The sequence below is a fragment of the Actinomycetospora sp. CA-053990 genome (assembly GCF_050948445.1).
GTDB classification, from domain to species: domain Bacteria; phylum Actinomycetota; class Actinomycetes; order Mycobacteriales; family Pseudonocardiaceae; genus Actinomycetospora; species Actinomycetospora callitridis.
In genome coordinates, this window is record NZ_CP192043.1 from 2,663,580 (window position 1) to 2,685,218 (window position 21,639).

Sequence of the window (21,639 nt, forward strand, 5' to 3'; positions counted from 1 at the left end):
GCACCTCGCTACCCTACGGACGGGTCAGATGAGCGCCCTCGCGAAGCCCGTCGCGACCTTGTCCAGCGTCGCGAGGGGGACCGCGCGGTAATCGCGCTCGTCCCGGTGGCGCCACATGCGTTCGGCGAAGGTCCAGGCGAGGTCGCGGGTGCCGACCACGAGCAGGTCGCCGAGGACGTTGCCCGCCTTGTCGAAGATCGAGTCGTGGCCGCCGACGTCCGACCACGGCGCGTCGAACTCCTGGCACAGCGAGTCCATGTTGCGCTCGAAGATGGTGTTGATCGCCCGGTAGTCGTCGTACTGCGCGTCGGTGGTGCCGAACGGGGCGTCGGGGAACTTCTCCCAGACGTCGAGCAGGGCGAACGCCAGGTCGAAGTTGACGTGGGCGTTGACGCCGGTGGCCGCGAAGCGCCACGGGTCGATGCCTGCCTCCTGCCGGCGGTCGAACAGGATCTCCCAGCACGCCGGGGCCCTCTCGCCCGCGGTCCCGTGGGCGTGGATCGCGTCCAGGTAGCGCTGGGCGAAGGCGACGTCGAGCTCGATGACGAAGTCGCCGCACCGGAAGAGCGAGCGGTCGTCGTAGGCCTTGAGGACGTCCCTGGTGATCTGGAGGTAGAGGCGCGCGAAGCAGGCCATCCCGTCGTCCTCGCCGAGCGGACCGAGCGCCGCGGCCACCCTCGAGATCCGGTCCAGGCGGGCGACGACGGACGGGACGTCGGTCAGCTTCTGATGCGCGAGGCCGGTCAGGGAGGCGACGTTCCCGGCGAGGGAGTGGTCGTCGTCGGTCATGGTGGACCTCGATCGGAGCCGGAGGGACGGGCACGGACGCGCTGCAGCAGGGCGGCGGCCTGGGTGCGCGAGCGGGTGTCGGTCTTGGCGAGCACCCGGGAGACGTGCACGGCCACGGTGCGCTCGCTGATGTAGAGGCGCTGGGCGATCTGCCGGTTGGACAGGCCCTCGGCGAGGACGGCGAGGACCTCGTGCTCGCGCGAGGTCAGCGACGACAGCTCGGGGGCACGTCGCGACGCCGGCCCGGGTCCGTCGTCGCGCGTGGTGACCACCGCGTCGCCGGCGTGCACGACGTCGAGCCGTGCGCGACGCGCGAGCCCTGCGATCTCGTCGAGGAACGGCGCCGCGCCCATCGCCGTCGCGGTCTCGGCGGCGGTGCGCAGCGCGCGGGCGGCCTCGCTGCGCCGCGCCCCGGTGGCGAGCAGCGCCTCGGCACGGCGCAGCAGGGCGTAGGCCGCGGATAGGGGTGCAGCAGCGCGCTCCACGCCTGCGCGACCTGCGCCCAGGCCACCGGGTCGGAGGCCTCGGCGGCGCGCCCCGCCTCGGCGTGGCACATGTGGACGTAGGCGAGCACCGTGCGGCGCAGCGCGGGCAGGGTGTGCGGGACCCGGCGTTCGAGATGCGCCACGTGGCGGAGGAGGCGGTCGAGGGCCGCGCGGTCGGTGGCCATGCCGTGCGCGACCGCCTCGGCCTCGGCCCGCAGCCCGTGCCACACCAGCGGCGCGACGAGGAAGACGTCGTCCGGGGTGTGCTCGGCGACGTCGAGGCCGCGGGCGACGAGGTCGCGGGCGAGGTCCGGCCGGCCCCGCCACATCTCGACCCCGGAGCGCAGCGTCAGCAGCGGGACGCGGTACCGGGAGGCGACGGTGCCCGGCGCGGCGCGAGCGGGGTGGGTCCGGTGGTGTCGCCGGGGTCGGCGACGGTGTGGGTCGGGTCGTCGGCAGCGGGGTCCTCGGCAGCCGGGTCCTCGGCGGCGGGGTCCTCGCCGGTGCCGTCGAGGGCGAGCAGGTCGACCGCGCGTAGGTCCTCGTCGGCCGCCCCGAACTCGCCGCGCCCGACCTGCAGCCGGCAGCGGGCCAGGCGCACCTCGAGGGCGTCCGCGCCGGTGGGGCTCAGCGCCCAGGCCTCGTCGACGGCGTCGGAGGCCTCCGACCAGCGCCCGAGCCGGAACAGCCCGCTGGCCGTCGTGGCCAGCAGGCGCACCCCGGCCGAGCGGGCCAGGCCCAGGTCGCGCATCCGCGCCACGCCCTGCCGCGCGATCTCGACGCCCTCGTGCAGCTCGCCCAGCGGGCCGGAGAGCAGGTCCGCCCACGCCTGGTAGGCGCGCCCGACGGCGGCGCCGTCGCCGGGGCGCTCGGCGATCATGAGGCCCTCGGCGACGGCGGCGAGGCCCCGGTCGGGGCTCTCGAGGTAGGCCAGGGCGAAGCCCAGCGTGGCGAGCATCGGGGCCTGCTCGGGCTGCTCCCCGCGGCGGCGGGACACGTCCAGCGCCCGCTCGACCTCCCGCTGGGCGCCCCGGACGTCGCCGGTGATCAGCAGGGCCTCGGCGTGCGCGGCGTGGACGCTCGAGAGGGCGGGGTCGTCGCCGATCCGGGTGGCCGCGAGCCCCGCGTCGTGCAGGACGTGCACCGCGTCGCCCGTGCGGCCCGCGTCGAGCAGGGTGCGGCCGAGGCGCACCGCGGACGGGAGCTCCGTGCGCCCCACGGTCGCCGAGTCGGGCACGAGGCGGCGCAGCAGGTCGACGGCGGCGTCGTACTCGCCCGCGAGGTGGGCGGTGTCCGCGGCGTGGCGCAGCAGCGCGCTGGCCTCGTGGTCGGCGGGCGGCAGCGCGCGGGAGCGTGGGCGTGCGCGAGGGTGGTCGGCGCGCGGCGCGCGGCGGAGAGCTCGAGCGCCGCCATCCACTGGCGGTGCGCGGTGCCGAACTCGTGCATCTCCTCGGCGACCTGCGCCGCGTGCACGACGGCCGGCAGCGCGCGCTCGGGGTCGTCGGCGCGGGCCCAGTGGTGGGCGCGGCGCAGGGCGACGGCGGGGTCCGGGGCCGCGTGCTCACGTCCGTCGCCGGAGACCGTCTCGAACGCCAGCGCGTAGCGACGGTGCAGGCTCCGCCGCTCCCCGGGCATCAGCTCGGCGGCGACGACGTCGCGCATGAGGCCGTGCCGCAGGCCGTAGCCCTCGACGTGCGGGTCGACGACCACCATCGCGGCCTCCGCCGACTCGCGCAGCGCCGCGAGCAGCTCGTCCTCGTCGGCGGCGCGCACCACCTCGGCGAGCAGTCCGTGGGACACCGGCTCCTCACCCAGCGACAGCGCGGCCACGACGCGCTGGGCCACCGGGCCGAGCCCGGCGAGGCGCCCGAGCACCAGGCCGCGCAGCCCGGGGAGAGGCCGTCGGCGGCGCCCTCGGCGACGGCGGCGAGGGTCTCGGCGACGATGAACGCGTTGCCTCCCGAGCGGCGCCAGACGAGGCCCGCGAGGTCGGCGTCGCCCCCGTCGTCGCGGACGATCGTCGCGACGGCCTCGTGGGGCAGCGGCGAGAGCTCGATGAGGCGGACGGCGCGGTCGCGCGCGAGCTCGGGCAGCATCCGGCGCAGCGGGTGGGTGACGTCGAGGCCCTCGGAGCGGGCGGTGACGACCACGAGGACGCGCTCGTCGGCGAGGTGGGCGACGAGCGACACCACGAGCTCGCGGGTGGTGCGGTCCGCCCAGTGCAGGTCGTCGATCACGAGGAGGACGGGCGCGCGGGCGGCGAGCCCGACGAGGACCCGGCGCACCAGCTCGAGCAGCTGCCCGCCCGACGGTGCCGGCGTGGTCCCGCCGTCGAGGAGAGGCCGCAGCTCCTCGCGCCACGGCTCGAGGGCGGCGCGGGCGGCGAGCACCCGGTCCGGCGCGTCGTCGGCGGCCCGGGCGAGCCGTCGCAGTCCCGTGGCGACGGGCCAGAGCGGCAGCTGCTCGCCGACGTCGACGGCGGACCCGGAGATGACGATCCCGCCGTCGTCCTCGGCGCGCGCCGCGAGACCCCGCGCCAGCTGGGTCTTGCCGGCGCCCGCGTCGCCGGTGAGCACGACGGTGAGCGCGCTGCCGGCGCGCGCCCGGTCCCAGGAGCGGGCCAGCGCGGCGGCGTCGGTCGCGCGCCAGGGGGCGGCGGCCGCGGCCGTCGTCGTCCCGGCACCGCCGGGAGCACCCCCCTGACCTGGCACGACGACAGACGGTAGGTGGCGGGCAGGACGCCGTCCAGCGGCATGGGCACCCTGCGGGCGGGCTAGTCATTTCTGCTGATGTGCCCGGCGACGGAGTTCGGTGAGCCTGGGCGACGAGGGCGGGACGACGGTCGTCGGGGGTCGCTCTGACGTCCTCGCGGTCGCCCTGTGCTCTCCGGCCGGGCGCGCGACGGGAAGGGGAGGCGGGTCGTTGCCGGGCTCCGGGGGGATGCCCAGCCGACCCGCCTCCCCTTTCCGCGTCGTGCCTACGACCAGAGGCGCGAGGTCGCGATCGCGGCACCCTCGGACAGCGCGCGGAACTTCTCCCACACGACGGTCGGGTGCACCTCGGGTGCGTAGCTCGCGCGCGAGGAGAAGCCGCAGTCGGCGGAGGCGATGACGTTCTCGCGCCCGACGCACGAGGCGTACCAGCCGATCATGTCGGCGATCAGCTCCGGGTGCTCCACGTAGTTCTGGGCGTGGCCGAGCAGGCCGGGGATCAGCACCGCGCCGTCGGGAAGCGCGTTGCGGACCGCGGGGTCCTCCCAGACCTTCCACTCGTGCATGTGCCGCGGGTTCGCGACCTCGAACGAGTAGCCGCCGGCCTGGATGCCGAGCATGTACGGCGCGACCTCGCCCATGGAGATGTCGTGCACCCGCGGGCCGTGGTTGAGGCCGTAGCAGGTGTGCAGACGGATCTTCTCGGTCGGGACGCCGCGCAGGGAGTGGTTGACGATCTCGGCGTGCTCGCGCGCGGTCCGGTCGCGCTCGGCGGGCTCCAAGGTCGGGTCGGAGAGGATCTCGATCAGCCACGGGTCGTCGATCTGCAGGAGGAACCCGGCCTCGATGATCGCCAGGTACTCCTCGCGCAGCGCCTCGCCGACGGCCTCGTAGTACTCGCGGTCGGTCGCGTAGTAGGCGTTGCGGCCGAAACCGCGCGGCGAGGTCGACGGCATGAACGTCTCGACCACGCCGGACACCCCGGCGACCGCCTTGTGCAGGTTGGCGATGTCGGTCTGCAGCTCGTCGTGGCCGATGTAGGAGACCGGGCCCGTGCAGGCGACGCTGACCATCGGCGCCACCGTCTTCGAGTACTTGCCGAGGTAGCCGTCGTAGTACTCCGGGAAGGCGTCGATCTCGAGCTGCCACGACGGCGGCAGCAGCCGCTCGCCGGAGGACGCGGGCTCGAAGCCGCCGAGCCGGCGCTGGATGTAGGTCGCGAAGCTGACCTTGCCCATCTCGCCGTCGGTGACGACGTCGATCCCGACCTCGCGCTGCTTCGCGACGACCTCGGCGACCGCATCGGTCACCTGGCGGGCGAAGAGGTCGGCGTCGTACGGCCGCCCGTGCTCCTTCTCCCGCATGGTGTCCAGCAGGGGTTCGGGCCGGGCGAGGCTGCCGACGTGGGTCGTCAGGACGCGGTCGGTGCTGCGCTGCATGTCCTCGACGCTAGGAGGGCGGCGGGACGGGCGGCATCACGTCGTTCCCGCTACGCGAACGCCCAGCCCCGGTGCAAGCCCTGCGTCCACGCTGGCACTCAACGTCAGGAAATCCGCCTCGATCATGAGCGGGCTCGGCGGGACGGGCACGCTCGGTCATCAGTGGTGGGGATGACCCGGGACGGTCGCGTGCGGCCCGGGGTCCGTCCCGGTCCCGGAGAGCACCCCGGTCCCGACGTCACCGATCGGGGGCGTCGCGGAGGGCCCGCGTCGCCGCCGCAGCACATCGGCGAGCCCGAGGGCGAACGCCGCGAGCACGCACAGGAGGACCACAGCGAGGCCCGCGGCGAGTGCCGTGCCGAACTGCTGGCCCGACGCCGCGAGCACGGTGAAGAAGACCGTCGCGACCACCGCGATCCCGAGCGACGAGCCGATGCGCTGTGCCGTCTGCTGCATCCCACCGGCGGTGCCGCCCTGCTCGGTCGGCACGGCGCTCAGCGTCAGCGCCTGGTTGGGCGTGATCACCAGGCCGCTGCCGATCCCGGAGACGAACAGGGGGAGCGCGGTGAGCAGGCCGGTCGACGGGTCGCTGCGCAGCGACACGATCAGCAGCGTCGCCCCGATCCCGAGAGCCATGACGACGGTGCCGACGACGACGAGCGGGCGCCCGAACCGCCCGACGACCCGCCCGCCCCACGCCGCGGCGACCGCCGACCCGATCGCGTACGGCGTCGTCGCGAGCCCGGCGAGCAGCGCGGAGTAGCCCAGGCCCTGCTGGAGGTAGACGGTGAGCACGAAGAAGATCGCCGTCGAGCCCGCCATGTAGAGCGCGCCCAGACTCGTACCCAGGACGTAGCCGGAGCTGCGCAGCACGCGGGCGGTGACCAGCGGGTCCTTCCCGCGCCGCGCGTACGCCCGTTCCCAGACGACGAAGCCGGCCCCGAGCGCGAGGCCGAGGGCCGCGGTCCACCACGGCGCGCTCGCCGGGTCGCGCTCGGCGAGGACGACCGGGAGCAGGACACCGACGACGGCCAGCCCGAGCAGGACGGCGCCCACGGGGTCGAGCGAGGTGCGGGTGCGCGTCGACCGCGGTGGCGGTGCGGGCAGGAGGCGGGGTGCGAGGACGAGGGCCAGCAGCGCGAACGGCAGGTTGACGAGGAAGACCCAGCGCCAGCCCTCCTGCGGGCCGCCGAGCGCGATCAGCAGGCCGCCCAGCAGCGGCCCGAGCGCCGTCGAGGACGCGTTGACCGCGCCGAACACCCCGAACGCGGTGCCCCGCTCCGCGCTCGGGAACATCTGCTGGATCAGCCCGAGCAGCTGCGGGTTGAGCAGCCCGCCCGCGAGGCCCTGGACCAGGCGGGCGACGACGAGCCACAGCGGCGACGGTGCGAGCCCCGCCGCGAGGCTCGCCAGCGCGAAGAGCACGAGCCCGACGATCACCATGCGCCGGCGTCCGCGCTGGTCGCCGAGCCGCCCGCCCGGCACGAGCGCGAGCCCGAACGTCAGCGTGTAGCCCGCGACGATCCAGGACAGGTCGGCCGGGCCCGCGCCGAGACCGGTCGTGAACGAGGGCAGCGCGACGTTCACGATGCTGACGTCGACGAAGATCATGACGCCGGCGAGCATGCAGACGGCGAGGGCTCTCCACCGTCGCGGGTCGGGGGTCGCCTCGTCGTCCGGGCGCGGCGCGCGCTGGTGGTCCGTCACAGGCACGGACCCGTGGCTACCCAGGGTGTCGCGCGCTCATGTCCTGCGCGAGGCCGCGCTCACGTCTCGGCGTGTCACGCGAGCGACGATGTGGTGATCCTGGCGTTGAGTGCCAGCGTGGACGCAGGGCTTGCACCGGGACGGTGCCACGCGGACTAACTGCGGGCGCGCTCCAGGTCCGCCGAGACGCGGGCGGCGGCGCGGCGGACGCCCTGGACCACCGCCGGCTTGCGGTGTCCGAGGACGCGGGAGGTCGGGGCCACCACGGAGAGCGCCGCCACGGGGTGCGGGCGGCCGCCGCGCATCATCGTGATCGGCGCCGCGATGGAGGACCAGCCGGGCTCGAACTCCTCGCGCGAGGTCGCGTAGCCCTGCTCGCGGGTGGTCGCGAGGATCTGCCGGTAGCGCTGCGGGTCGACCACCGTGAACGGCGTGTACCGGACGAACCCGCGCTCGAGGATCGCCGTCGCCAGCGCGGGGTCGCCCGCGGCCAGCACGCGCCCGGTGCTCGACGAGTGCGCCGGGTTGCGGCGGTGCTCGCTGCGGAAGCGCACGTTCATGCTCGCGGCCTCGGTGCGCTCGACGTAGAGCACGTCGGTGCCGACGACGACGCCGAGCTGGATCGTCTCGCGCAGCAGCTCGCGCAGCTCGCCCATGGCGGGCAGGGCGACGTCGCGGAGCATGAGGCGGTCGACGGCGAGCTGGCCGTACTCGAACAGCCGCAGGCCCAGGCGGTAGCGCCCGGAGCCGGTGCGCTCGAGCAGCCCACCGGTGGCCAGCGCGGCCAGCATCCGGCAGGCAGTGCTCTTGGCGATCCCGAGGCGGGCGGCCACGCGGGTGGCGCCGAGCTCGGCCTCCTCGGCGAAGCAGTCGAGCACCGCCACGGCGGTGGACACCGACCGCAGCGGGGAGTCGTCGTCAGGACCGGAGCCCGGCGCGACGGCGGCGTCGAGGTCGAGCGGGGGCAACGACAGCACCGTCATCGGATCAGGCCTCCCCGGTCTCTTCCCATTGGGGGAACTCGTCGGGCGGTGGGACGTTCACCTCGGTGACGCGGTTGCGGTAGGAGACGAACGCGCTGCGTCCACCCTCGCGCACCTTGACCCGGATCTCCTCGGTGTTCAACGGCTCGCCGGGGTCGTAGCCGTGCGCCCAGGTGGCGAACGCGCGCATCGGGCCCGAGTGGGTCGCGGCGAGGATGCGGCGGTGGGTCAGCGACCCGTCCTCCTGCGTCGACTCGGTGATCAGCCGGTGGAACCCGCGCCAGAACCGGCGCACGCACATCGCCGGCGGCTCGAAGTACATCATCGGGATCGTGAGCCACTCCTGGATCGGGTCCGCCCCGCCCAGCTGGGTCCGGTAGAAGCGGTCGATCTCGACGAGCCAGCGCGGCCGGTCGCCGACGGCGAGGCGCTCGAGCGTCTCGTTGGTGGCCTGGTACTGGCGGAACGCCGAGGTGACGTCGCGCAGCCCGTCGGGGGTCCAGACGCCGAAGTTGCGCAGCTCCGGGATCGGCTCCGGTCGGGTGATCTCGGCGTCGATGCCCCACATCTGGAGCCCGTCGGTGACGCCGTTGTAGAGCTGGTCGGCGGTCTGTCGGGCGCGGTTGGTGTCGGCGCAGACGAGACGCACGCTGTCGCCGGCGTCGAAGCGCCGCGCGAGCTCGTGGCCGCGGCGGTGCGCCTGCCAGCCGCCCATCGGCGTCAGCCCGGCGTCGGTGGAGTAGCCCTGGGTGATGCCGTGCCGGATGATCGAGATCTCGCAGACGATCTTCTCGGAGGCCCGCCGCTCGACGGGGGCCGCGACCTCCTTGCCCCGGCTCGCCTCGGCGAGCGCCGGCGTGAAGGTCTTCCCGTCGTACTCGACCGTCGCCGTGTCCGCGGCCGCCGAGCCCCGCTCCCGGAAGCGGCGCAGGTACAGCGGCGTGTTGTCACCCTCCGGCGGTGCTTCGGGGGAGGCCGGTGCAGCGCTGGCGGACTCCGGCGCCTTGTCCCCACCCCGACGCGAGCGGTAGCGCGACAGGTAGTCCGGGGCCTCGTAGCGGTGGACCGACCGGGCGTCGGGCCGGTCGTCGACGCCGGTCACGAGTGCACCGTGAAGAAGCGCTCGTTGACCTGGCGGTGGTAGTAGAAGATCGCCCGCCCCATCTCCTCCTCGGTCCAGGTGATCGGCTCGAAGTCCGGGTCCACCCAGTAGCCGCCCGTGAAGAGCTCGTTGCGGTTGCCCGCCGGGTCGAAGAAGTAGGTCGTGTACCCGCGGGTGACGCCGTGGCGCGTGGGGGCCACGTCGATGTTCACGCCGTGGTAGGCGAGCGCGTCGGCGGCCTCGCGGATCGCGTTCCAGTCGTCGAGCCAGAACGCGAAGTGGTGCAGCGCCCCGTTCGGGCCCGTGATGACGGCGATGTCGTGCGGGGTGTGCGAGTGCTCGAGGAACGTCGCGAGCTGGTGGCCGTCGTTGGCGAGGATCTGCTCGGTGAGCCGGAACTCGAGCAGCTCGGTGAAGAACGCGGTGAACGCCTCGACGTCCTCGGCCATGACGAACAGGTGGTCCAGGCGCGGCGGCGCGATGCCGATGAGGTCCTGCGGACGCGGCGGCGGGTTCGTCTTCGGCAGCATGTTGCCGATCCGCTCGGTGCCGTGGGTCAGCTCGACGAGGTGTCCCGACGGCGACTCGAAGCGGATGGCCTCGCCCCAGCCCGGCCCGAGCTCGCGGAGCGCGAACCGCTTGACGGGCACGCCGGCCGCCTCGAGCTTCGTGGTGAAGTGGTCGAGGTCGGAGGCCTCGTTGAGCTTGAACGACATGTGGTCGAGGCCGTAGGTGGGGGCCTCGCGCAGGATCACCGAGTGGTGCTCACGCTCGTCCCAGCACTTGAGGAAGACCCGCGGGGCGCCGTCGCGCTCGTCGCGGGCGGTCTCGATGAGGCCCAGGACCTCGGTGTAGTAGGCGGTGGCGAGCTCCAGGTCGGGGACCCGGACCTCGACGTGCTGCAGCCGGATGATCCGGTCCGATGTGGTGGCCACGTCCGTGTCGTCCCCTTTACGTGTGCATCCGCAGGAACCGCTGGCTGATGACGTTCTCGTAGTAGAAGAGGCCCTTGCCGAAGTTGTCCTCGGTCCAGGTGAGGATCTCGGTGTCGGGGTCGACCCAGTAGCCGCCGGTGAAGACCTCGTTGCGGATGCCGAGCGGGTCGAAGAAGTAGATGGTGTTGCCGCGCGTGACGCCGTGGCGCGTCGGACCCTGGTCGATCTGCACCCCGTTGTAGGCGAGCGTGTCGGCCGCCTTGCGGATCTGGTCCCAGTCGTCGAGCCAGTAGGCCCAGTGGTGCAGGGCCCCGTTGGGGCCGTTGACGATCGCGATGTCGTGCGGGGAGCGGGTGTTGCCCGCGAGCCACACGCCGAGCTGGTGGCCGTTGCCGTCGAGCACCTGCTCGGTCATCCGCATGCCGAGCACGTCGATGAAGAACGCCGCCGACTCCGCGACCTCCTCCGCGTTGACCAGCATGTGGTCCATGCGCGGGGGCGCGATGCCCTGCATGTCGGGCGGCGGGACCGGCGAGGGGTTGTGCTTGCCGAGGATGTTGCCGGTCTTCTCGATGTCCCAGACCAGCTCCATGATCTGGCCGGACGGGACCTCGAAACGGATCGACTCGCCCTGCCCGATCGCCCCGCCGCGGCTGACCCGCTGCGTCGGGCAGCCGTAGGCCTCGACCTTCTTCTCGAAGTCGTGGAGGTCGTCCTCCTCCTCGACGCGGAAGGTGAAGGAGTCCAGCCCCGTGCGCGGGTTGTAGCGCATGCGCAGGGAGTGGTGGTCCTCCTCGTCCCAGCACTTGAGGTAGACCGCGTCCTCGGTGCGCTGGACCTGCTGCAGACCCATCACCTCGGTGTAGTACGCGGTGGAGAGATCGAGGTCTGGCGTGCGGACGTCGACGTGGGCCAGGCGGAGGATTCCCATGCGAGATGCCCTTTCCCGGGCGAGCCGGCTTCCTTGACGCCACGACGCTAACCGCCCTAGCGTTCCGGAAGGAAGACAGCGCGTTCCGCTTTGCGGAACGCCGATCGCGGCGAGGGCTTGACGGGAGGGGCCGGCATGGCGGACCCGATGGCGATGCGCAAGGCCGTCGCCGGCTACGTCGAGGGCATCCACCGCGCCTACGTGAAGCAGGCGACGACGTTCCCGCCCGCCGTGCAGGGCCGTCTGCCGCTGCTCGCGGCGGGGCGCCTGACGGTGGCCGCGGTCGGCGCGCGCAACCTGCACATCCTGGCGACGACGGAGGGTCTGGGGCCCCCGCGCGGGCAGGAGGTCGAGCTGCCCGGCGAGTTCGAGGGCCTCGAGTGGACGGTCCGGTTCTACGACCCGGTCGTCGTGCCGGCGCTGGGGCTGATCGACGAGTCCGAGGGGCCGGCGTCGGAGAAGGTCCGCGGCGCGCTGGGGATCGCGACCGTCGTCTACCACGTCGTCACGCAGCCCGGCTCCGGTCTCTCGCCGCACCACGCGGGCCACGTCGGCTCGGGGCTCGCGAGCGCGCACTCCGCGGCCACGCGCGATTTCGAGCGCCTGCGCGACCGTGCCCGCGGGCGCGAGGCGCTGGTCGACGAGATGGAGGGCGCCGCCGTCGCCGGGCTCGCCCGCGCGCAGATCCTGCTGGCCCGGGCCATCCGTCCCCACGACGCGACCGTCGGCGAGGCCGTCGACGCGTCGCTGCGCCCGGGCGCGACCCCGGACCCGGACGGCGTACGCAAGGTGCTGCTGAAGGCGTTCACCGAGGAACCGGTGTGACCGACGCGCCCCTGCAGACCGTCACCAACGCCGCGCGACTGCTCAAGGCGTTCCTGACGCGCGAGGAGTCGCTCGGCGTCTCGGAGCTCGCGCGGCGCCTCGGGCTGGGCAAGAGCGCGGTGCACCGGCTGCTCACCACCCTCGCCACCGAGGGGCTGGTCGAGCAGGACCCCGCCACCGGCGGCTACCGGCTCGGCCTCGTCGTCTTCGAGCTCGGCGAGGCGGTGCGGGTCCACATGGACCTGCACGCCGCCGCCGGCTCGGTGCTCGCCCACCTGCGGGAGGAGACCGGCGAGTCCGCGCAGGTCGGGATGCTCGACGGGCACGACGTCGTCTACGTCGACCGCCTGGAGTCCAGCCACGCGCTGCGGCTGTTCACCGAGACCGGCCGGCGCGTGCCCGTGCACTGCACGAGCTCCGGCAAGGTGCTCATGGCGTTCGCGTCCGAGCCCGTGCGCGAGCGCTTCCTCGCCACGGCGTCCCTGACGCGTCACACCCCGCAGACGATCACCGACCCCGACGAGATGCGCCGGGCGCTCGGCACCGTGCGCGCCCGCGGGTGGGCCGACGCCGTCGACGAGCGCGAGATCGGGATCGCCTCCCTGGCCGCGCCGATCCGCGACCGGCACGGTGCCGTGGTCGCGGCGATCGGGATCGGGGCGCCCGTGAGCCGGTTCCGTGCCATGCCCCGCAAGCGTCTGGCCCGCGTCGTCGTCGAGGCCGGCGAGGCCGTGTCCCGGCGTCTGGGCTGGTCGGAGGACGTCATGTCGTTGCAGAAGGAGAGCTGAGTGCCTGTCACCGACGCGGCCGCCAAGGCGCGCGCGCTCTACGAGGCCCGCCGCACCCGCGTGCCGATCCCGCCGTTCACCGACGCCGAGCCCGGCCTCGGCATGGCCGACGGCTACGCGATCCAGCAGGAGCTGGTGCCGCTCCTGCTCGCCGACGGCGACCGGGTGGTGGGGCACAAGGTCGGCGTCACGTCGGCGGCGATGCAGAAGATGATCGGGATCGACACCCCGGACTACGGTCCGGTGCTCTCGTCCACGGTCTACCGCGACGGCGACGCGATCCCGCTCGACCGCTTCATCGCGCCCAAGGTCGAGGCCGAGATCGTGTTCGTGCTCGGCTCGCGCCTGCAGGGGCCCGGGATCACGCCGACCGATGTCGCGCCCGCGATCGCCGGGGTGGCGGCGGCGATGGAGATCGTCGACTCCCGCATCGCCGACTGGCGGATCAAGCTCGCCGACACCGTCGCCGACCTCGCGTCGAACGGCGCGGTCGCGGTGTCGTCGCGGCTCGTGCCGCTCGCGGGACTGGACACCCGGCTGATCGGGATGACGTTCACCCGCAACGGCGAGCTCGTCGACACGGGTGCCGGTGCCGCCGCGCTGGGCGACCCGCTGGCCGTCGTCGCCTGGCTGGCCAACGTGCTCGGCGAGGCCGGCGTCGCGCTCGAGCCCGGCCACCTGATCATGACCGGCGCGCTGCACGCCGCCGTGCCGCTGAACGCCGGCGACGTGTGCCGGGCGGAGTTCGACCGCCTCGGGCCCGTGACGATCCGCGTGAAGGAGACGACCTGATGGCTTCCGTGGACGTCCACGACCTCGCCGCGCGCCTGACCAAGGCCGTCACCGAGCGCACGGCAATCGAGCCGCTCTCCGACGACGTCAGGGACCTGGACCTGGAGACCGGCTACGCCGTGCAGCGCGTGCTGCGCGAGCAGGCCGGGCCGCGGGTGGGGTGGAAGCTCGGGGTCACGTCGCGGGCCAAGCAGGCCCAGGTCGGGGTGTCCGACCCGGTGTTCGGCTTCCTGCCCGGCGCGGGTGCGCTCGACCTCGGCGAGCCGCTGCGCACCGGCGAGCTCATCCAGCCGCGCGCCGAGCCGGAGATCGTGTTCCAGATGGGGCGCGACCTCGCGGGCGAGCACGTCACCGCCTCCGACGTGCTGGGCGCGACCTCGGGCCTCGCGGTGGGCATCGAGATCCTCGACTCCCGGTTCCGTGACTACCGCTTCACGATGGCCGACGTCGTCGCCGACAACACCTCGGCCGCGCGGTTCGTCGTCGGCAGCCCGGTGCCCGCGGCGGGCGTCGACGTCCGGCTGGTCGGCGTGCTGCTGGAGAAGAACGGCGAGCTCGTGGCCACGGCGTCGGGGGCCGCGTCCCTCGGCCACCCGGCCGCCGCCGTCGCCTGGCTCGTGCGCCGTCTCGCCGCGTCGGGCGAGGGCCTCGCCGCCGGCGAGGTGATCCTCTCCGGCGGACTCACCGCCGCCACGCCCGTCGCCCCCGGCGACGTCGTCACCGTGACCATCGACCGTCTGGGGACGGTGGAGCTCGCCTGTACGTGAGTGAAGTTCCCGGCTATAGCCGGGAACTTCACTCACGGGACCCATGGAGGCCTCGCATGCCGCTCGTACAGATCACCCTCGCCCGGGGTCGGACCCCCGAGCAGCTCGCCGCACTCGGGGAGGAGGTCACCGCCGCCGTGTCGCGCGCGGTCGGGGCGCCCGCGGGGAACGTGCGGGTCGTCGTCACCGAGTGCGAGCCCGAGCACTGGTTCGTCGGAGGGGAGTCGCTCGCCGCGCTGAGGGCGTCAGGTCAGAGATGAGCCTCGTGCGCGTCGACGGGCCGGGCGTCGTCGAGAGTGACGACGGCCGGCGCTTCGTCGCGCTCGAGCTGCCCGACGGGTGGCGGGTGGTCGACGCCCACTGCCCGCACAACCGCGGCCCGCTCGAGCAGGGCTGGGTCCGCGACGGGCGCACGCTCGTCTGCCCGTGGCACTGGTACCGCTTCGACGTCGACACAGGGGAGTGCTCGACCTCGCCGCAGCACGTGCTCGGCACGCACCCCGTCCGCGAGATCGACGGGCACGTCTATGCCGACGTCGGGGACCCGCCTCGGGCGCTGTCCTGGTCCGAACGGCTCCGGGCGCACGCCCAGGAGTGAGGTGTTCGTCCCGGAACGTCCGCTCTCGAGGCGTGATCGACGAACGGCGCCGGGATCGAACGGGAAGCGTCCGACGGGACCGGGTCCGGTACGGGCTGCGACAGGTATGTTGCCGCGCGTGTCCTCCCCCTTCGGCGGGTCCGGCGACCCGAACCGGCCCGAGTCTTTCGGGTCCCAGCCCACCCAGCACGGGCCCCAGGCCGACCCGTCCGCGGCGGGGTACGGGCAGCAGCAGCCGGGGCAGTACGGCCAGTCCGGTCCGCAGCCGTACTACGGCGGGCAGACCGGCGACCCGTCCCAGCAGAGCTACGGCCAGCAGCCCGGGTACGGGCAGCCTTACGGCCAGCAGGGATATGGCCAGCAGGGGTATGGCCAGCCCGGGTACGGACAGCCCTATGGCCAGCAGGGCTACGGGCAGCCCGGCTACGGCCAGCCCTACGGACAGCAGGGGTATGGGCAGCCCGGCTACGGCCAGCAGGGGTACGGGCAGCCCGGCTACGGCTACGGGCCGCCGCCCCAGAAGAAGAACAAGGCCCTGCCCTGGATCCTCGGCGGCGTCGCGCTGCTGGTCGTCCTCGTGGTGGCCATCGTGCTCGTCATCACCCTGGGCGCGGGCGGCACCGTGACGGGCGCGTCGCAGCGCAACCTCGCGATCCCGGACTCCAGCCCCGCCGGTGTCACGGACACGATCGAACTCGACGGCTCGGGCACGGTCTCGGCCATCCAGGTGGGCGTGTCGATCACGCATCCCTACACCTGCGACCTCGTCGTCTCCCTGCGCTCGCCGCAGGGCCAGCAGACGGTCCTCGCCGACAGCAACGACTGCACCCGCGCCAACCCGAACCTCAACCTGCAGCTCGACAGCCGCCAGCCCGGGAGCCCTCTGGCGCCCCTGGTCGGGCAGTCGGTCTCCGGTGCCTGGACGCTGACGGTGTCCGACGGTGTCGCCATCGACCGCGGCAACCTCAACAGCTGGAACATCACCGCCGAGCGGTAGACCGTTCTCCCCGTTCGGGCCCGGGCTGTCGGGGGTCGGTTCTAGGATCGAACACATGAGCGAACGGGTGCTGGGGGTGGTGGAGCGGGAGGCGCTCGATCGTGCCCGTACGCGGATGGTCGCGTTGCGCGCCGAGCAGTACCGCCTGCTCGTGGACATCGCGGAGCTGGAGCGGCTCGGGGTGGCCGAGCAGACCGGGGACCGTAGTGCGGTCCGGTTGCTGCAGGAGTGCGGCACTGTGGATCAGCCCGAGGCGAAGCGGCTGGTGGGTGAGGCCGCCGACCTGACGGCCCGGGTGTCGCTGCGCGGCGAGCCGCTGCCGCCGCGGTTGCCGGTCACCGCGACCGTCGCCGGGGCGGGGGAGATTCACTCCGGGCACATCACCGTGATCCGGGAGACGATGACGCGGCTGGATCGGATCGATGGGTTGTCGGTGGCCGATTGGTTCGGGGCCGAGCGCACGCTCGCCGAGCACGCCCGGGTGTTGCCGCCGCGGATGCTGCGCCGGTATGCGAAGGCGTTGATCGAGCACTTCGATCCCGACGGGGACGTCCCGCCCGAGGGCGAGGACGCCTGCGACGAGTTGCAGGTGGTGCGCCGCCGGGACGGGTCGCTGGCCTTCAAGGGCCGGTTGCATGATCCGGGCGATGCCGAGGCGTTCGTCGAGGTGATCGACGGGCTGGCGGTCCCGTGCGGGCCCGAGGATCCGCGCAGCCTGGAGCGTCGCCGCCTCGACGGGCTCAAGGACCTCGTGCACGACGCGCGGCGCCCCGGCGGCCTCGCCGACGACACCGGCCACGAACACCCCGACACCGGCACTGATGACACCGGCACTGATGACACCGGCACTGATGACACCGGCACTGATGACACCGGCACTGATGACGGGGCCCTGATCCCCGAGCCCCGCCGCCCAGAACCGTCCTCCTCGCGCCCGACCCCGGTGGACCGTCCCGGGCGGGCCTTGCTGACGATCACGATGGACCTGCGGTGGCTGCAGCAGGGCATCGGGCACGCCACCCTGGACTCCGGGGCGCTGGTCGACCCGCACACCGTGCGCCGTCTGGCCTGCGACGCCGAGATCGTCCCGATGGTCCTCGGGTCACGCTCCGAGCCCCTCGATGTGGGCAGGTTGCAGCGCACGGTCACCGATGCCCTGCGCCGGGCGCTGAACCTGCGCGACGGTGGCTGCGCGTTCCCGAGCTGCTCACGCCGCCCGCGGCGTTGCCACGCCCACCACATCCGTTACTGGTTCCACGGTGGGTCGACCCGCCTGGACAACCTGGTGCTGCTCTGCCGCTTCCACCACCAACTCATCCACGCCGGCCACTGGACCGTCGAGATCCAGGACGGGCTGCCGTGGTTCACCCCACCGCCCTGGATCGACCCCGACCAGCAACCCCGCCTCGGCGGACGACCCCGCGTCCCCCTCTGAGCGCAAGCTCAGTGCTCCGGCTCGTGCCCGATCGCCGTCTCGCCGGTGGTGGTGACCTCGCCCGTCCAGTCGCAGGTGGCGCACCAGCAGTAGAACCGGCGCTGGTCGCCCTCCCAGAACTCGTTGGCGAGCCCGAGGTCTCGCGCGCACTGCGGACAGAACCGCGGAGCGTCGCGCCGGTGGGCCTCGACGTCGGCGGCGAATCGCCGGTCGATGCGGGCGCCGGGCGAGCCGTCGGCTGGGGTCACGTCGGCCACGCTCCCACGGGACGGCCTCACCGAGGGATCGTCCCCGAGTCCACCTGCGCGGAGGTCTCCGGAGCGAGCGTCGCCGTCCCGATCCCGCCCACGGGGGTGAACGACGTCCGCCCGGCCTCCTTGTCCGCCTCCACGCGCGCCGCCGCGGTGATGTGCACCTGGCGGATGGCCTCGAGGTCCGGGGAGTAGCGCGTCGACCCCATGTTGCAGAAGTCCAGGGCGAACTCGGCGCCGCCCGCGTGGAACTTGTCCTTCTCGCAGGGCAGGTCGATGCGCTCGTGGGGCTCGCGGATGGTGCCCAGCGGGTCCTCGCCCTTGGCGACGGCCTGCATCGACTGCCGGAACATCTTGCGCAGCAGCGCGACGCCGATGTCCGAGCGGCCGAGGTGCTCCGTGGTCCGGTCGGTGATCCGACCCTGGGTGCACCAGGCCATGATGTCCTGGCCCTCGACGTAGTTCACGACGTGGTGGCCGCGCTCGTCGAACACCGGGATCTCGTAGTCGGGCACCGTCTGCTGCTCGACCGGCTCGTAGCCCTCGGGAGCGTGGACGGTGTAGAGCATGAACCGGGTGGTCGTCCGGTTGATCGGCACGCGGATCTGCATCTGGTGGATGCCGCCACCGCCGACGCGCATGTTGTACGGGAAGACGAGCGGGTGCCCGACCTTCCAGTCGTCGTTGTCCTCCGACGCCCCGGCGAGCACGCGGCGCTTGATGATGCCCCACTCGAACGCGTCGAAGCCGATGCGCTGGTGCTTCTTGCCGAACGACGCCGGCGCGACGAAGCCCTCGTGGTTCCCGATGAACTCGAAGTAGCGGCCGTGCAGGTGCTCGACGTGGTGCGGGTCGACCGCGTTCTCCATGACCTGCACGTAGTTGCACGGGATGTCGGCCCAGCCGATGTCGCGGTAGCCGTCCATGACGTAGACGTCGAAGCGGGGGAGCAGCGGCGCGGGGTCCGGGCCGATGTAGGCCCAGACGAGCCCGCCGAGCTCCTCGACCTTCCCGGCGGTGGCGCGCACCCGCTCGGCGAAGTTGGTGTTCTCCTTCTCCGCCGGCTGGTCGGTGCATGCGCCGTCGGTGTCGAACTTCCAGCCGTGGTACGGGCAGCGCAGGCCGTCACCCTCGACGACGCCGTAGGCCATCGACGCCTTCCGGTGCGGGCAGGGCTCCGGGATGATCCCGTACTTGCCCGACGGCGAGCGCCAGAGCGCGAAGAACTCCCCGAGCAGCTCGACGCGCTTGACGGGGAACTCCTGCAGCTCGCGGGCGAACGCGACCGGGTACCAGTAGCGGCGCAGCACCTCGCCCATCGGTGTACCGGCCTCGACGGCCGTGAGTTCCTCGTTCTGCTCAGCGGTCAGCATGCGGCCCTCCGGGGCGTGTGGCGGTGTCCACGACGCTAGGGAGCCGGCGAGGCCACGAGAAGGGCCGTGTCCCTCTCCGCGGGATGGAGCCCGGTCGGGATGCTCAGGCCGGGGTCGGCACGACGACCACCTTGCCGCGCAGGGTGCCCGCGTCCGCCTCGGCGTGGACGCCCGCGAGCTCCGCCAGCGGCACGCGCCGGGCGACGTCGATCCGCAGGTCGCCGGCCTCGACCAGGGCGACCAGGTGGGCCAGCTGCTCGGCGTCGTTGCGGACGAAGACGTCGATCGCCCGCACGCCGCGCGCCTCGTCGGCGGGGGCCGGCGTCCCGGGCACGGTGTTCACGACGACGCCGCCGTCCCGGACGAGGCCGACGAGCGCGCTCAGCTCCGCCGGTGCGATCGAGGCGAGGTTGAGCACGACGTCGACCGGGTCGGTCACCGCGGCGGTCACCTCGGTCGTGGTGTGGTCGACGACCTCGTCGGCGCCCGCCGCGCGCAGCCCGGCGCTGCTGCGCGGGCTGCCGACCGCGATGACGTGGGCGCCGGCGTGCTTCGCGAGCTGCACGGCGTAGCCGCCCACGGCCCCGCCCGCGCCGTTGATCAGCACGCGCTGCCCGGCCGTCAGCTTCGCGTCGTCGACCAGCGCCTGCCAGGCCGTGAGGCCCACCATCGGCAGGGCGGCGGCGTCGGTGAGCTCGACGCCGGACGGCGCGCGCGTCAGCCCCTCGGCCGGCGCGACCACGTACTCGGCCGCGGCGCCGTCCGCGACCATCGGCAGGAAGCCGACGACCTCCGCGCCGGGGGACAGCCCCTCGACGCCGTCACCCAGCGCGTCGACCGTGCCCGAGACCTCGATGCCCGGCGTGTGCGGCAGGGCCACCGGGAAGGGTCCCTGCAGGTAGCCGCCGCGGATGCCGTCGTCGACGAGGTTGAAGGTCGTGGCCGCGACCCGCACCCGCACCTCCCCGGGTCCGGGGACGGGCTGCTCGACGTCCTCGTACCGGAGCACGTCCGGGCCGCCGTACTCGTGGAACCGCACTGCCTTCACGTCCGGGCCTCGCTTCACGGGATCACTTCATGGGTCGCTGGTTGCTTCGAACTCGAAGCGCCTCCGACGCTAGCTATGCTTCGAACTCGAAGCAAGTAGACTCCCGGCGTGCCCGAGCCGCCGCACTCCGTCGACCCGGTGCAGCTCGGCGCGTACTTCGCGCTGGTCGAGGTGTCCGACCTGCTGCGGTACGCGATCGAGCAGCAGTTGCGCGAGGCGGGCGGCCTGACCTTCGTGCGCTTCCAGATCCTCATGCGCCTGCGGCTGTCCCCGACGGGCAGCCACCGCATGACCGACCTGGCCGACGCCATCGTCCACAGCCGCAGCGGCCTGACCTACCAGGCCGGCCTGCTGGAGAAGGCCGGCCTGGTCGCCCGCGCGCCGTCGGTGGACGACGAGCGCAGTGTCACCCTCACGATCACCGAGGCCGGCCGCGCGCTCGTCGCGACGGTGCTCCCGGGTCACGAGGAGGTCGTCGGGCAGATGCTCTTCGAGCCGCTCTCGCGGGCCGACGCGCAGCGCCTCGCGGACCTGCTGGAGCCGGTGCGCGACCACATGCGCACGGCCCCGCCGCGCTCAGCGGAGGCGCGGCGCCGCCGGACGTGAGCTCCGGCCGGGTGCCGCCCGGGCCCCGAGGGCGGCGAGGTCGGGGAAGCCGCTGGTCGGCAGCGAGCCCGATTGCGTCGTGTCAGGGCCGCCGGAAGCGCCGGCGGTAGGCGAGCGGGGACAGGCCGACGTCGTCGGCGAGATGGGCCCGCAGCGATGCGGCCGTCCCCAGGCCGGCGGCGGTGGCGACGCGGTCGACGGGCAGGTCGCTGCCCTCGAGCAGGCGCCGTGCCCGCGCGACCCGCTGCGCGACGAGCCAGGCGTGCGGTGACGTGCCGGTCTCGGCGCGGAAGCGGCGCGTGAAGGTCCGCACGCTCATCGACGCGCGGGCCGCGAGCCCGGCGACGTCCAGGTCGGCGTCGAGGTGCTCCAGCGCCCACGTCCGCACCGCGCTCGTCGCCCCCTCCGGGGCGGCCGGCAGGGGGTGGTCGATGAACTGGGCCTGCCCGCCGTCGCGCCACGGCGCGATCACGAGGTGGCGCGCCACGGCGTTGGCCACCTCGGTGCCGTGGTCGCGGCGCAGGACGTGCAGGCTGAGGTCCAGCCCCGCGGCGAGACCCGCGGAGGTGGCGACGTCGCCGTCGTCGACGAAGAGCACCGACTCGTCGACGTCGAGGCGGGGGTGCAGGCGGCGCAGGTCGTCCGCCCGGGCCCAGTGCGTCGTGACCTTCCGGCCCTCGAGCCGTCCGGCCGCGGCGAGCACGAAGGCCCCGGTGCAGATCGACATCCAGCGGGCGCCGTCGGGCACCGTGTCGAGGGCGGCGTGCAGTTCCCGTGGCAGGACGCCGTCGCGGCGGGCCGGGACGTAGTGGGTGCCGGGGACGATGACGGTGTCCGCGGCGGCGAGGGCCTCCGGCCCGTGGTCGAGCAGCAGCGAGAAACCCGCCGTCGACCGGACGGGGCCGGGCCCGAGGCCGCACACGCGCACGTCGTAGAGCGGTGCCCCGTCCCTCTGCGCGGAGCCGAAGACCTGCGGCGGGATCTGCAGGTCGAAGCCGACGACCTCGGGCAGGGCGAGGACGGCGACGACGTGACGTCCGTCGGGAGCGGGCATGGCCGGATTCTTGCACGTTGTGG

Annotated in this window: 23 protein-coding genes; 9 read left to right on the forward strand and 14 right to left on the reverse strand. The window is 73.6% G+C overall.

The annotated features are described in order from the left end of the window. Positions 1-24: 24 nt before the first annotated feature. The 10 genes from ACQPYN_RS13615 to ACQPYN_RS13660 all read right to left on the reverse strand — a co-directional run bounded on the left by ACQPYN_RS13615 (position 25) and on the right by ACQPYN_RS13660 (position 11,082). Positions 25-789, reverse strand: a complete 765-nt coding sequence (locus ACQPYN_RS13615; protein ID WP_433037677.1) for a DUF5995 family protein — start codon at positions 787-789, stop codon at positions 25-27. After that, positions 786-1,274 carry a helix-turn-helix domain-containing protein gene (locus tag ACQPYN_RS13620; protein ID WP_433037679.1) on the reverse strand — a complete coding sequence of 163 codons (489 nt, stop codon included), beginning with the start codon at positions 1,272-1,274 and terminating at the stop codon, positions 786-788. The genes ACQPYN_RS13615 and ACQPYN_RS13620 overlap by 4 nt, the downstream gene beginning before the upstream one ends. 349 nt (positions 1,275-1,623) lie before the next feature. Then, on the reverse strand, positions 1,624-2,691 hold the full coding sequence (locus tag ACQPYN_RS13625; RefSeq protein WP_433037681.1) for a hypothetical protein: 1,068 nt from the start codon (positions 2,689-2,691) through the stop codon (positions 1,624-1,626). Positions 2,692-2,908: 217 nt separating this feature from the next. After that, positions 2,909-3,985 carry an AAA family ATPase gene (locus ACQPYN_RS13630; RefSeq protein ID WP_433037683.1) on the reverse strand — a complete coding sequence of 359 codons (1,077 nt, stop codon included), beginning with the start codon at positions 3,983-3,985 and terminating at the stop codon, positions 2,909-2,911. Positions 3,986-4,251: 266 nt separating this feature from the next. Next, entirely contained in the window at positions 4,252-5,424 is a 1,173-nt protein-coding gene (locus ACQPYN_RS13635; RefSeq protein ID WP_433037685.1) for a cobalamin-independent methionine synthase II family protein, read from the reverse strand. Positions 5,425-5,583: 159 nt separating this feature from the next. Further along, positions 5,584-7,137 (reverse strand): MFS transporter, encoded by a 1,554-nt coding sequence (locus ACQPYN_RS13640; protein ID WP_433037687.1) that lies wholly within the window; start codon positions 7,135-7,137, stop codon positions 5,584-5,586. A 149-nt stretch (positions 7,138-7,286) separates the two neighbouring features. Further along, positions 7,287-8,114, reverse strand: coding sequence for an IclR family transcriptional regulator (locus tag ACQPYN_RS13645; RefSeq protein ID WP_433037689.1), 828 nt, complete (start codon positions 8,112-8,114; stop codon positions 7,287-7,289). Between the two features lie 4 nt (positions 8,115-8,118). Then, complete coding sequence (locus ACQPYN_RS13650) at positions 8,119-9,216, reverse strand: histidine phosphatase family protein (RefSeq protein WP_433037691.1); 1,098 nt, start codon at positions 9,214-9,216, stop codon at positions 8,119-8,121. Then, the gene (locus ACQPYN_RS13655; protein WP_433037693.1) at positions 9,213-10,151 is read right to left on the reverse strand and encodes a catechol 2,3-dioxygenase; all 939 of its coding nucleotides are present in this window, start codon (positions 10,149-10,151) and stop codon (positions 9,213-9,215) included. Before ACQPYN_RS13655 ends, ACQPYN_RS13650 begins: the two co-directional genes overlap by 4 nt. A gap of 16 nt (positions 10,152-10,167) precedes the next feature. Next, the gene (locus tag ACQPYN_RS13660) at positions 10,168-11,082 is read right to left on the reverse strand and encodes a catechol 2,3-dioxygenase (RefSeq protein ID WP_433037695.1); all 915 of its coding nucleotides are present in this window, start codon (positions 11,080-11,082) and stop codon (positions 10,168-10,170) included. A 135-nt stretch (positions 11,083-11,217) separates the two neighbouring features. Between ACQPYN_RS13660 and ACQPYN_RS13665 the strand changes: the two genes are divergently transcribed. The 8 genes from ACQPYN_RS13665 (at position 11,218) to ACQPYN_RS13700 (ending at position 17,284) form a co-directional block, all read left to right on the forward strand. Further along, the gene (locus ACQPYN_RS13665) at positions 11,218-11,907 is read left to right on the forward strand and encodes a hypothetical protein (protein ID WP_433037697.1); all 690 of its coding nucleotides are present in this window, start codon (positions 11,218-11,220) and stop codon (positions 11,905-11,907) included. Then, on the forward strand, positions 11,904-12,695 hold the full coding sequence (locus ACQPYN_RS13670; RefSeq protein ID WP_274197987.1) for an IclR family transcriptional regulator: 792 nt from the start codon (positions 11,904-11,906) through the stop codon (positions 12,693-12,695). The genes ACQPYN_RS13665 and ACQPYN_RS13670 overlap by 4 nt, the downstream gene beginning before the upstream one ends. After that, positions 12,696-13,487 (forward strand): 2-keto-4-pentenoate hydratase, encoded by a 792-nt coding sequence (locus ACQPYN_RS13675; RefSeq protein WP_433037699.1) that lies wholly within the window; start codon positions 12,696-12,698, stop codon positions 13,485-13,487. After that, entirely contained in the window at positions 13,487-14,254 is a 768-nt protein-coding gene (locus ACQPYN_RS13680) for a 2-keto-4-pentenoate hydratase (RefSeq protein ID WP_433037701.1), read from the forward strand. Before ACQPYN_RS13675 ends, ACQPYN_RS13680 begins: the two co-directional genes overlap by 1 nt. 56 nt (positions 14,255-14,310) lie before the next feature. After that, positions 14,311-14,514 (forward strand): 2-hydroxymuconate tautomerase, encoded by a 204-nt coding sequence (locus ACQPYN_RS13685; RefSeq protein ID WP_274187135.1) that lies wholly within the window; start codon positions 14,311-14,313, stop codon positions 14,512-14,514. After that, entirely contained in the window at positions 14,511-14,852 is a 342-nt protein-coding gene (locus tag ACQPYN_RS13690; protein ID WP_433037703.1) for a Rieske (2Fe-2S) protein, read from the forward strand. Before ACQPYN_RS13685 ends, ACQPYN_RS13690 begins: the two co-directional genes overlap by 4 nt. 118 nt (positions 14,853-14,970) lie before the next feature. Then, positions 14,971-15,849, forward strand: a complete 879-nt coding sequence (locus ACQPYN_RS13695; protein ID WP_433037705.1) for a proprotein convertase P-domain-containing protein — start codon at positions 14,971-14,973, stop codon at positions 15,847-15,849. A 55-nt stretch (positions 15,850-15,904) separates the two neighbouring features. After that, positions 15,905-17,284 carry a DUF222 domain-containing protein gene (locus ACQPYN_RS13700; RefSeq protein WP_433037707.1) on the forward strand — a complete coding sequence of 460 codons (1,380 nt, stop codon included), beginning with the start codon at positions 15,905-15,907 and terminating at the stop codon, positions 17,282-17,284. 8 nt (positions 17,285-17,292) lie between these two features. Here ACQPYN_RS13700 and ACQPYN_RS13705 read toward each other — a convergent pair whose 3' ends face one another. The 3 genes from ACQPYN_RS13705 to ACQPYN_RS13715 form a co-directional block, all read right to left on the reverse strand. Beyond that, positions 17,293-17,532 carry a hypothetical protein gene (locus ACQPYN_RS13705; protein ID WP_378015017.1) on the reverse strand — a complete coding sequence of 80 codons (240 nt, stop codon included), beginning with the start codon at positions 17,530-17,532 and terminating at the stop codon, positions 17,293-17,295. Between the two features lie 26 nt (positions 17,533-17,558). After that, entirely contained in the window at positions 17,559-18,908 is a 1,350-nt protein-coding gene (locus ACQPYN_RS13710) for a Rieske 2Fe-2S domain-containing protein (protein WP_433037709.1), read from the reverse strand. 103 nt (positions 18,909-19,011) lie between these two features. Next, positions 19,012-19,956, reverse strand: coding sequence for an NADP-dependent oxidoreductase (locus ACQPYN_RS13715; RefSeq protein ID WP_433037711.1), 945 nt, complete (start codon positions 19,954-19,956; stop codon positions 19,012-19,014). Between the two features lie 108 nt (positions 19,957-20,064). On the opposite strand from ACQPYN_RS13715, the gene ACQPYN_RS13720 reads away from it, so the two are divergent. Next, positions 20,065-20,562, forward strand: coding sequence for a MarR family winged helix-turn-helix transcriptional regulator (locus ACQPYN_RS13720; RefSeq protein ID WP_433037713.1), 498 nt, complete (start codon positions 20,065-20,067; stop codon positions 20,560-20,562). Positions 20,563-20,644: 82 nt separating this feature from the next. Here ACQPYN_RS13720 and ACQPYN_RS13725 read toward each other — a convergent pair whose 3' ends face one another. Beyond that, positions 20,645-21,616, reverse strand: coding sequence for a GlxA family transcriptional regulator (locus ACQPYN_RS13725; RefSeq protein WP_433037715.1), 972 nt, complete (start codon positions 21,614-21,616; stop codon positions 20,645-20,647). Positions 21,617-21,639 lie beyond the last annotated feature (23 nt).

Coding starts and splice junctions, on each gene's coding strand:
- ACQPYN_RS13680 (WP_433037701.1), top strand. CDS start 13,487: ATGGCTTCCGTGGACGTCCACGACCTCGCCGCGCGCCTGACCAAGGCC.
- ACQPYN_RS13700 (WP_433037707.1), top strand. CDS start 15,905: ATGAGCGAACGGGTGCTGGGGGTGGTGGAGCGGGAGGCGCTCGATCGT.
- ACQPYN_RS13635 (WP_433037685.1), bottom strand. CDS start 5,424: ATGCAGCGCAGCACCGACCGCGTCCTGACGACCCACGTCGGCAGCCTC.
- ACQPYN_RS13665 (WP_433037697.1), top strand. CDS start 11,218: ATGGCGGACCCGATGGCGATGCGCAAGGCCGTCGCCGGCTACGTCGAG.
- ACQPYN_RS13710 (WP_433037709.1), bottom strand. CDS start 18,908: ATGCTGACCGCTGAGCAGAACGAGGAACTCACGGCCGTCGAGGCCGGT.
- ACQPYN_RS13660 (WP_433037695.1), bottom strand. CDS start 11,082: ATGGGAATCCTCCGCCTGGCCCACGTCGACGTCCGCACGCCAGACCTC.
- ACQPYN_RS13615 (WP_433037677.1), bottom strand. CDS start 789: ATGACCGACGACGACCACTCCCTCGCCGGGAACGTCGCCTCCCTGACC.
- ACQPYN_RS13690 (WP_433037703.1), top strand. CDS start 14,511: ATGAGCCTCGTGCGCGTCGACGGGCCGGGCGTCGTCGAGAGTGACGAC.
- ACQPYN_RS13645 (WP_433037689.1), bottom strand. CDS start 8,114: ATGACGGTGCTGTCGTTGCCCCCGCTCGACCTCGACGCCGCCGTCGCG.
- ACQPYN_RS13725 (WP_433037715.1), bottom strand. CDS start 21,616: ATGCCCGCTCCCGACGGACGTCACGTCGTCGCCGTCCTCGCCCTGCCC.
- ACQPYN_RS13685 (WP_274187135.1), top strand. CDS start 14,311: ATGCCGCTCGTACAGATCACCCTCGCCCGGGGTCGGACCCCCGAGCAG.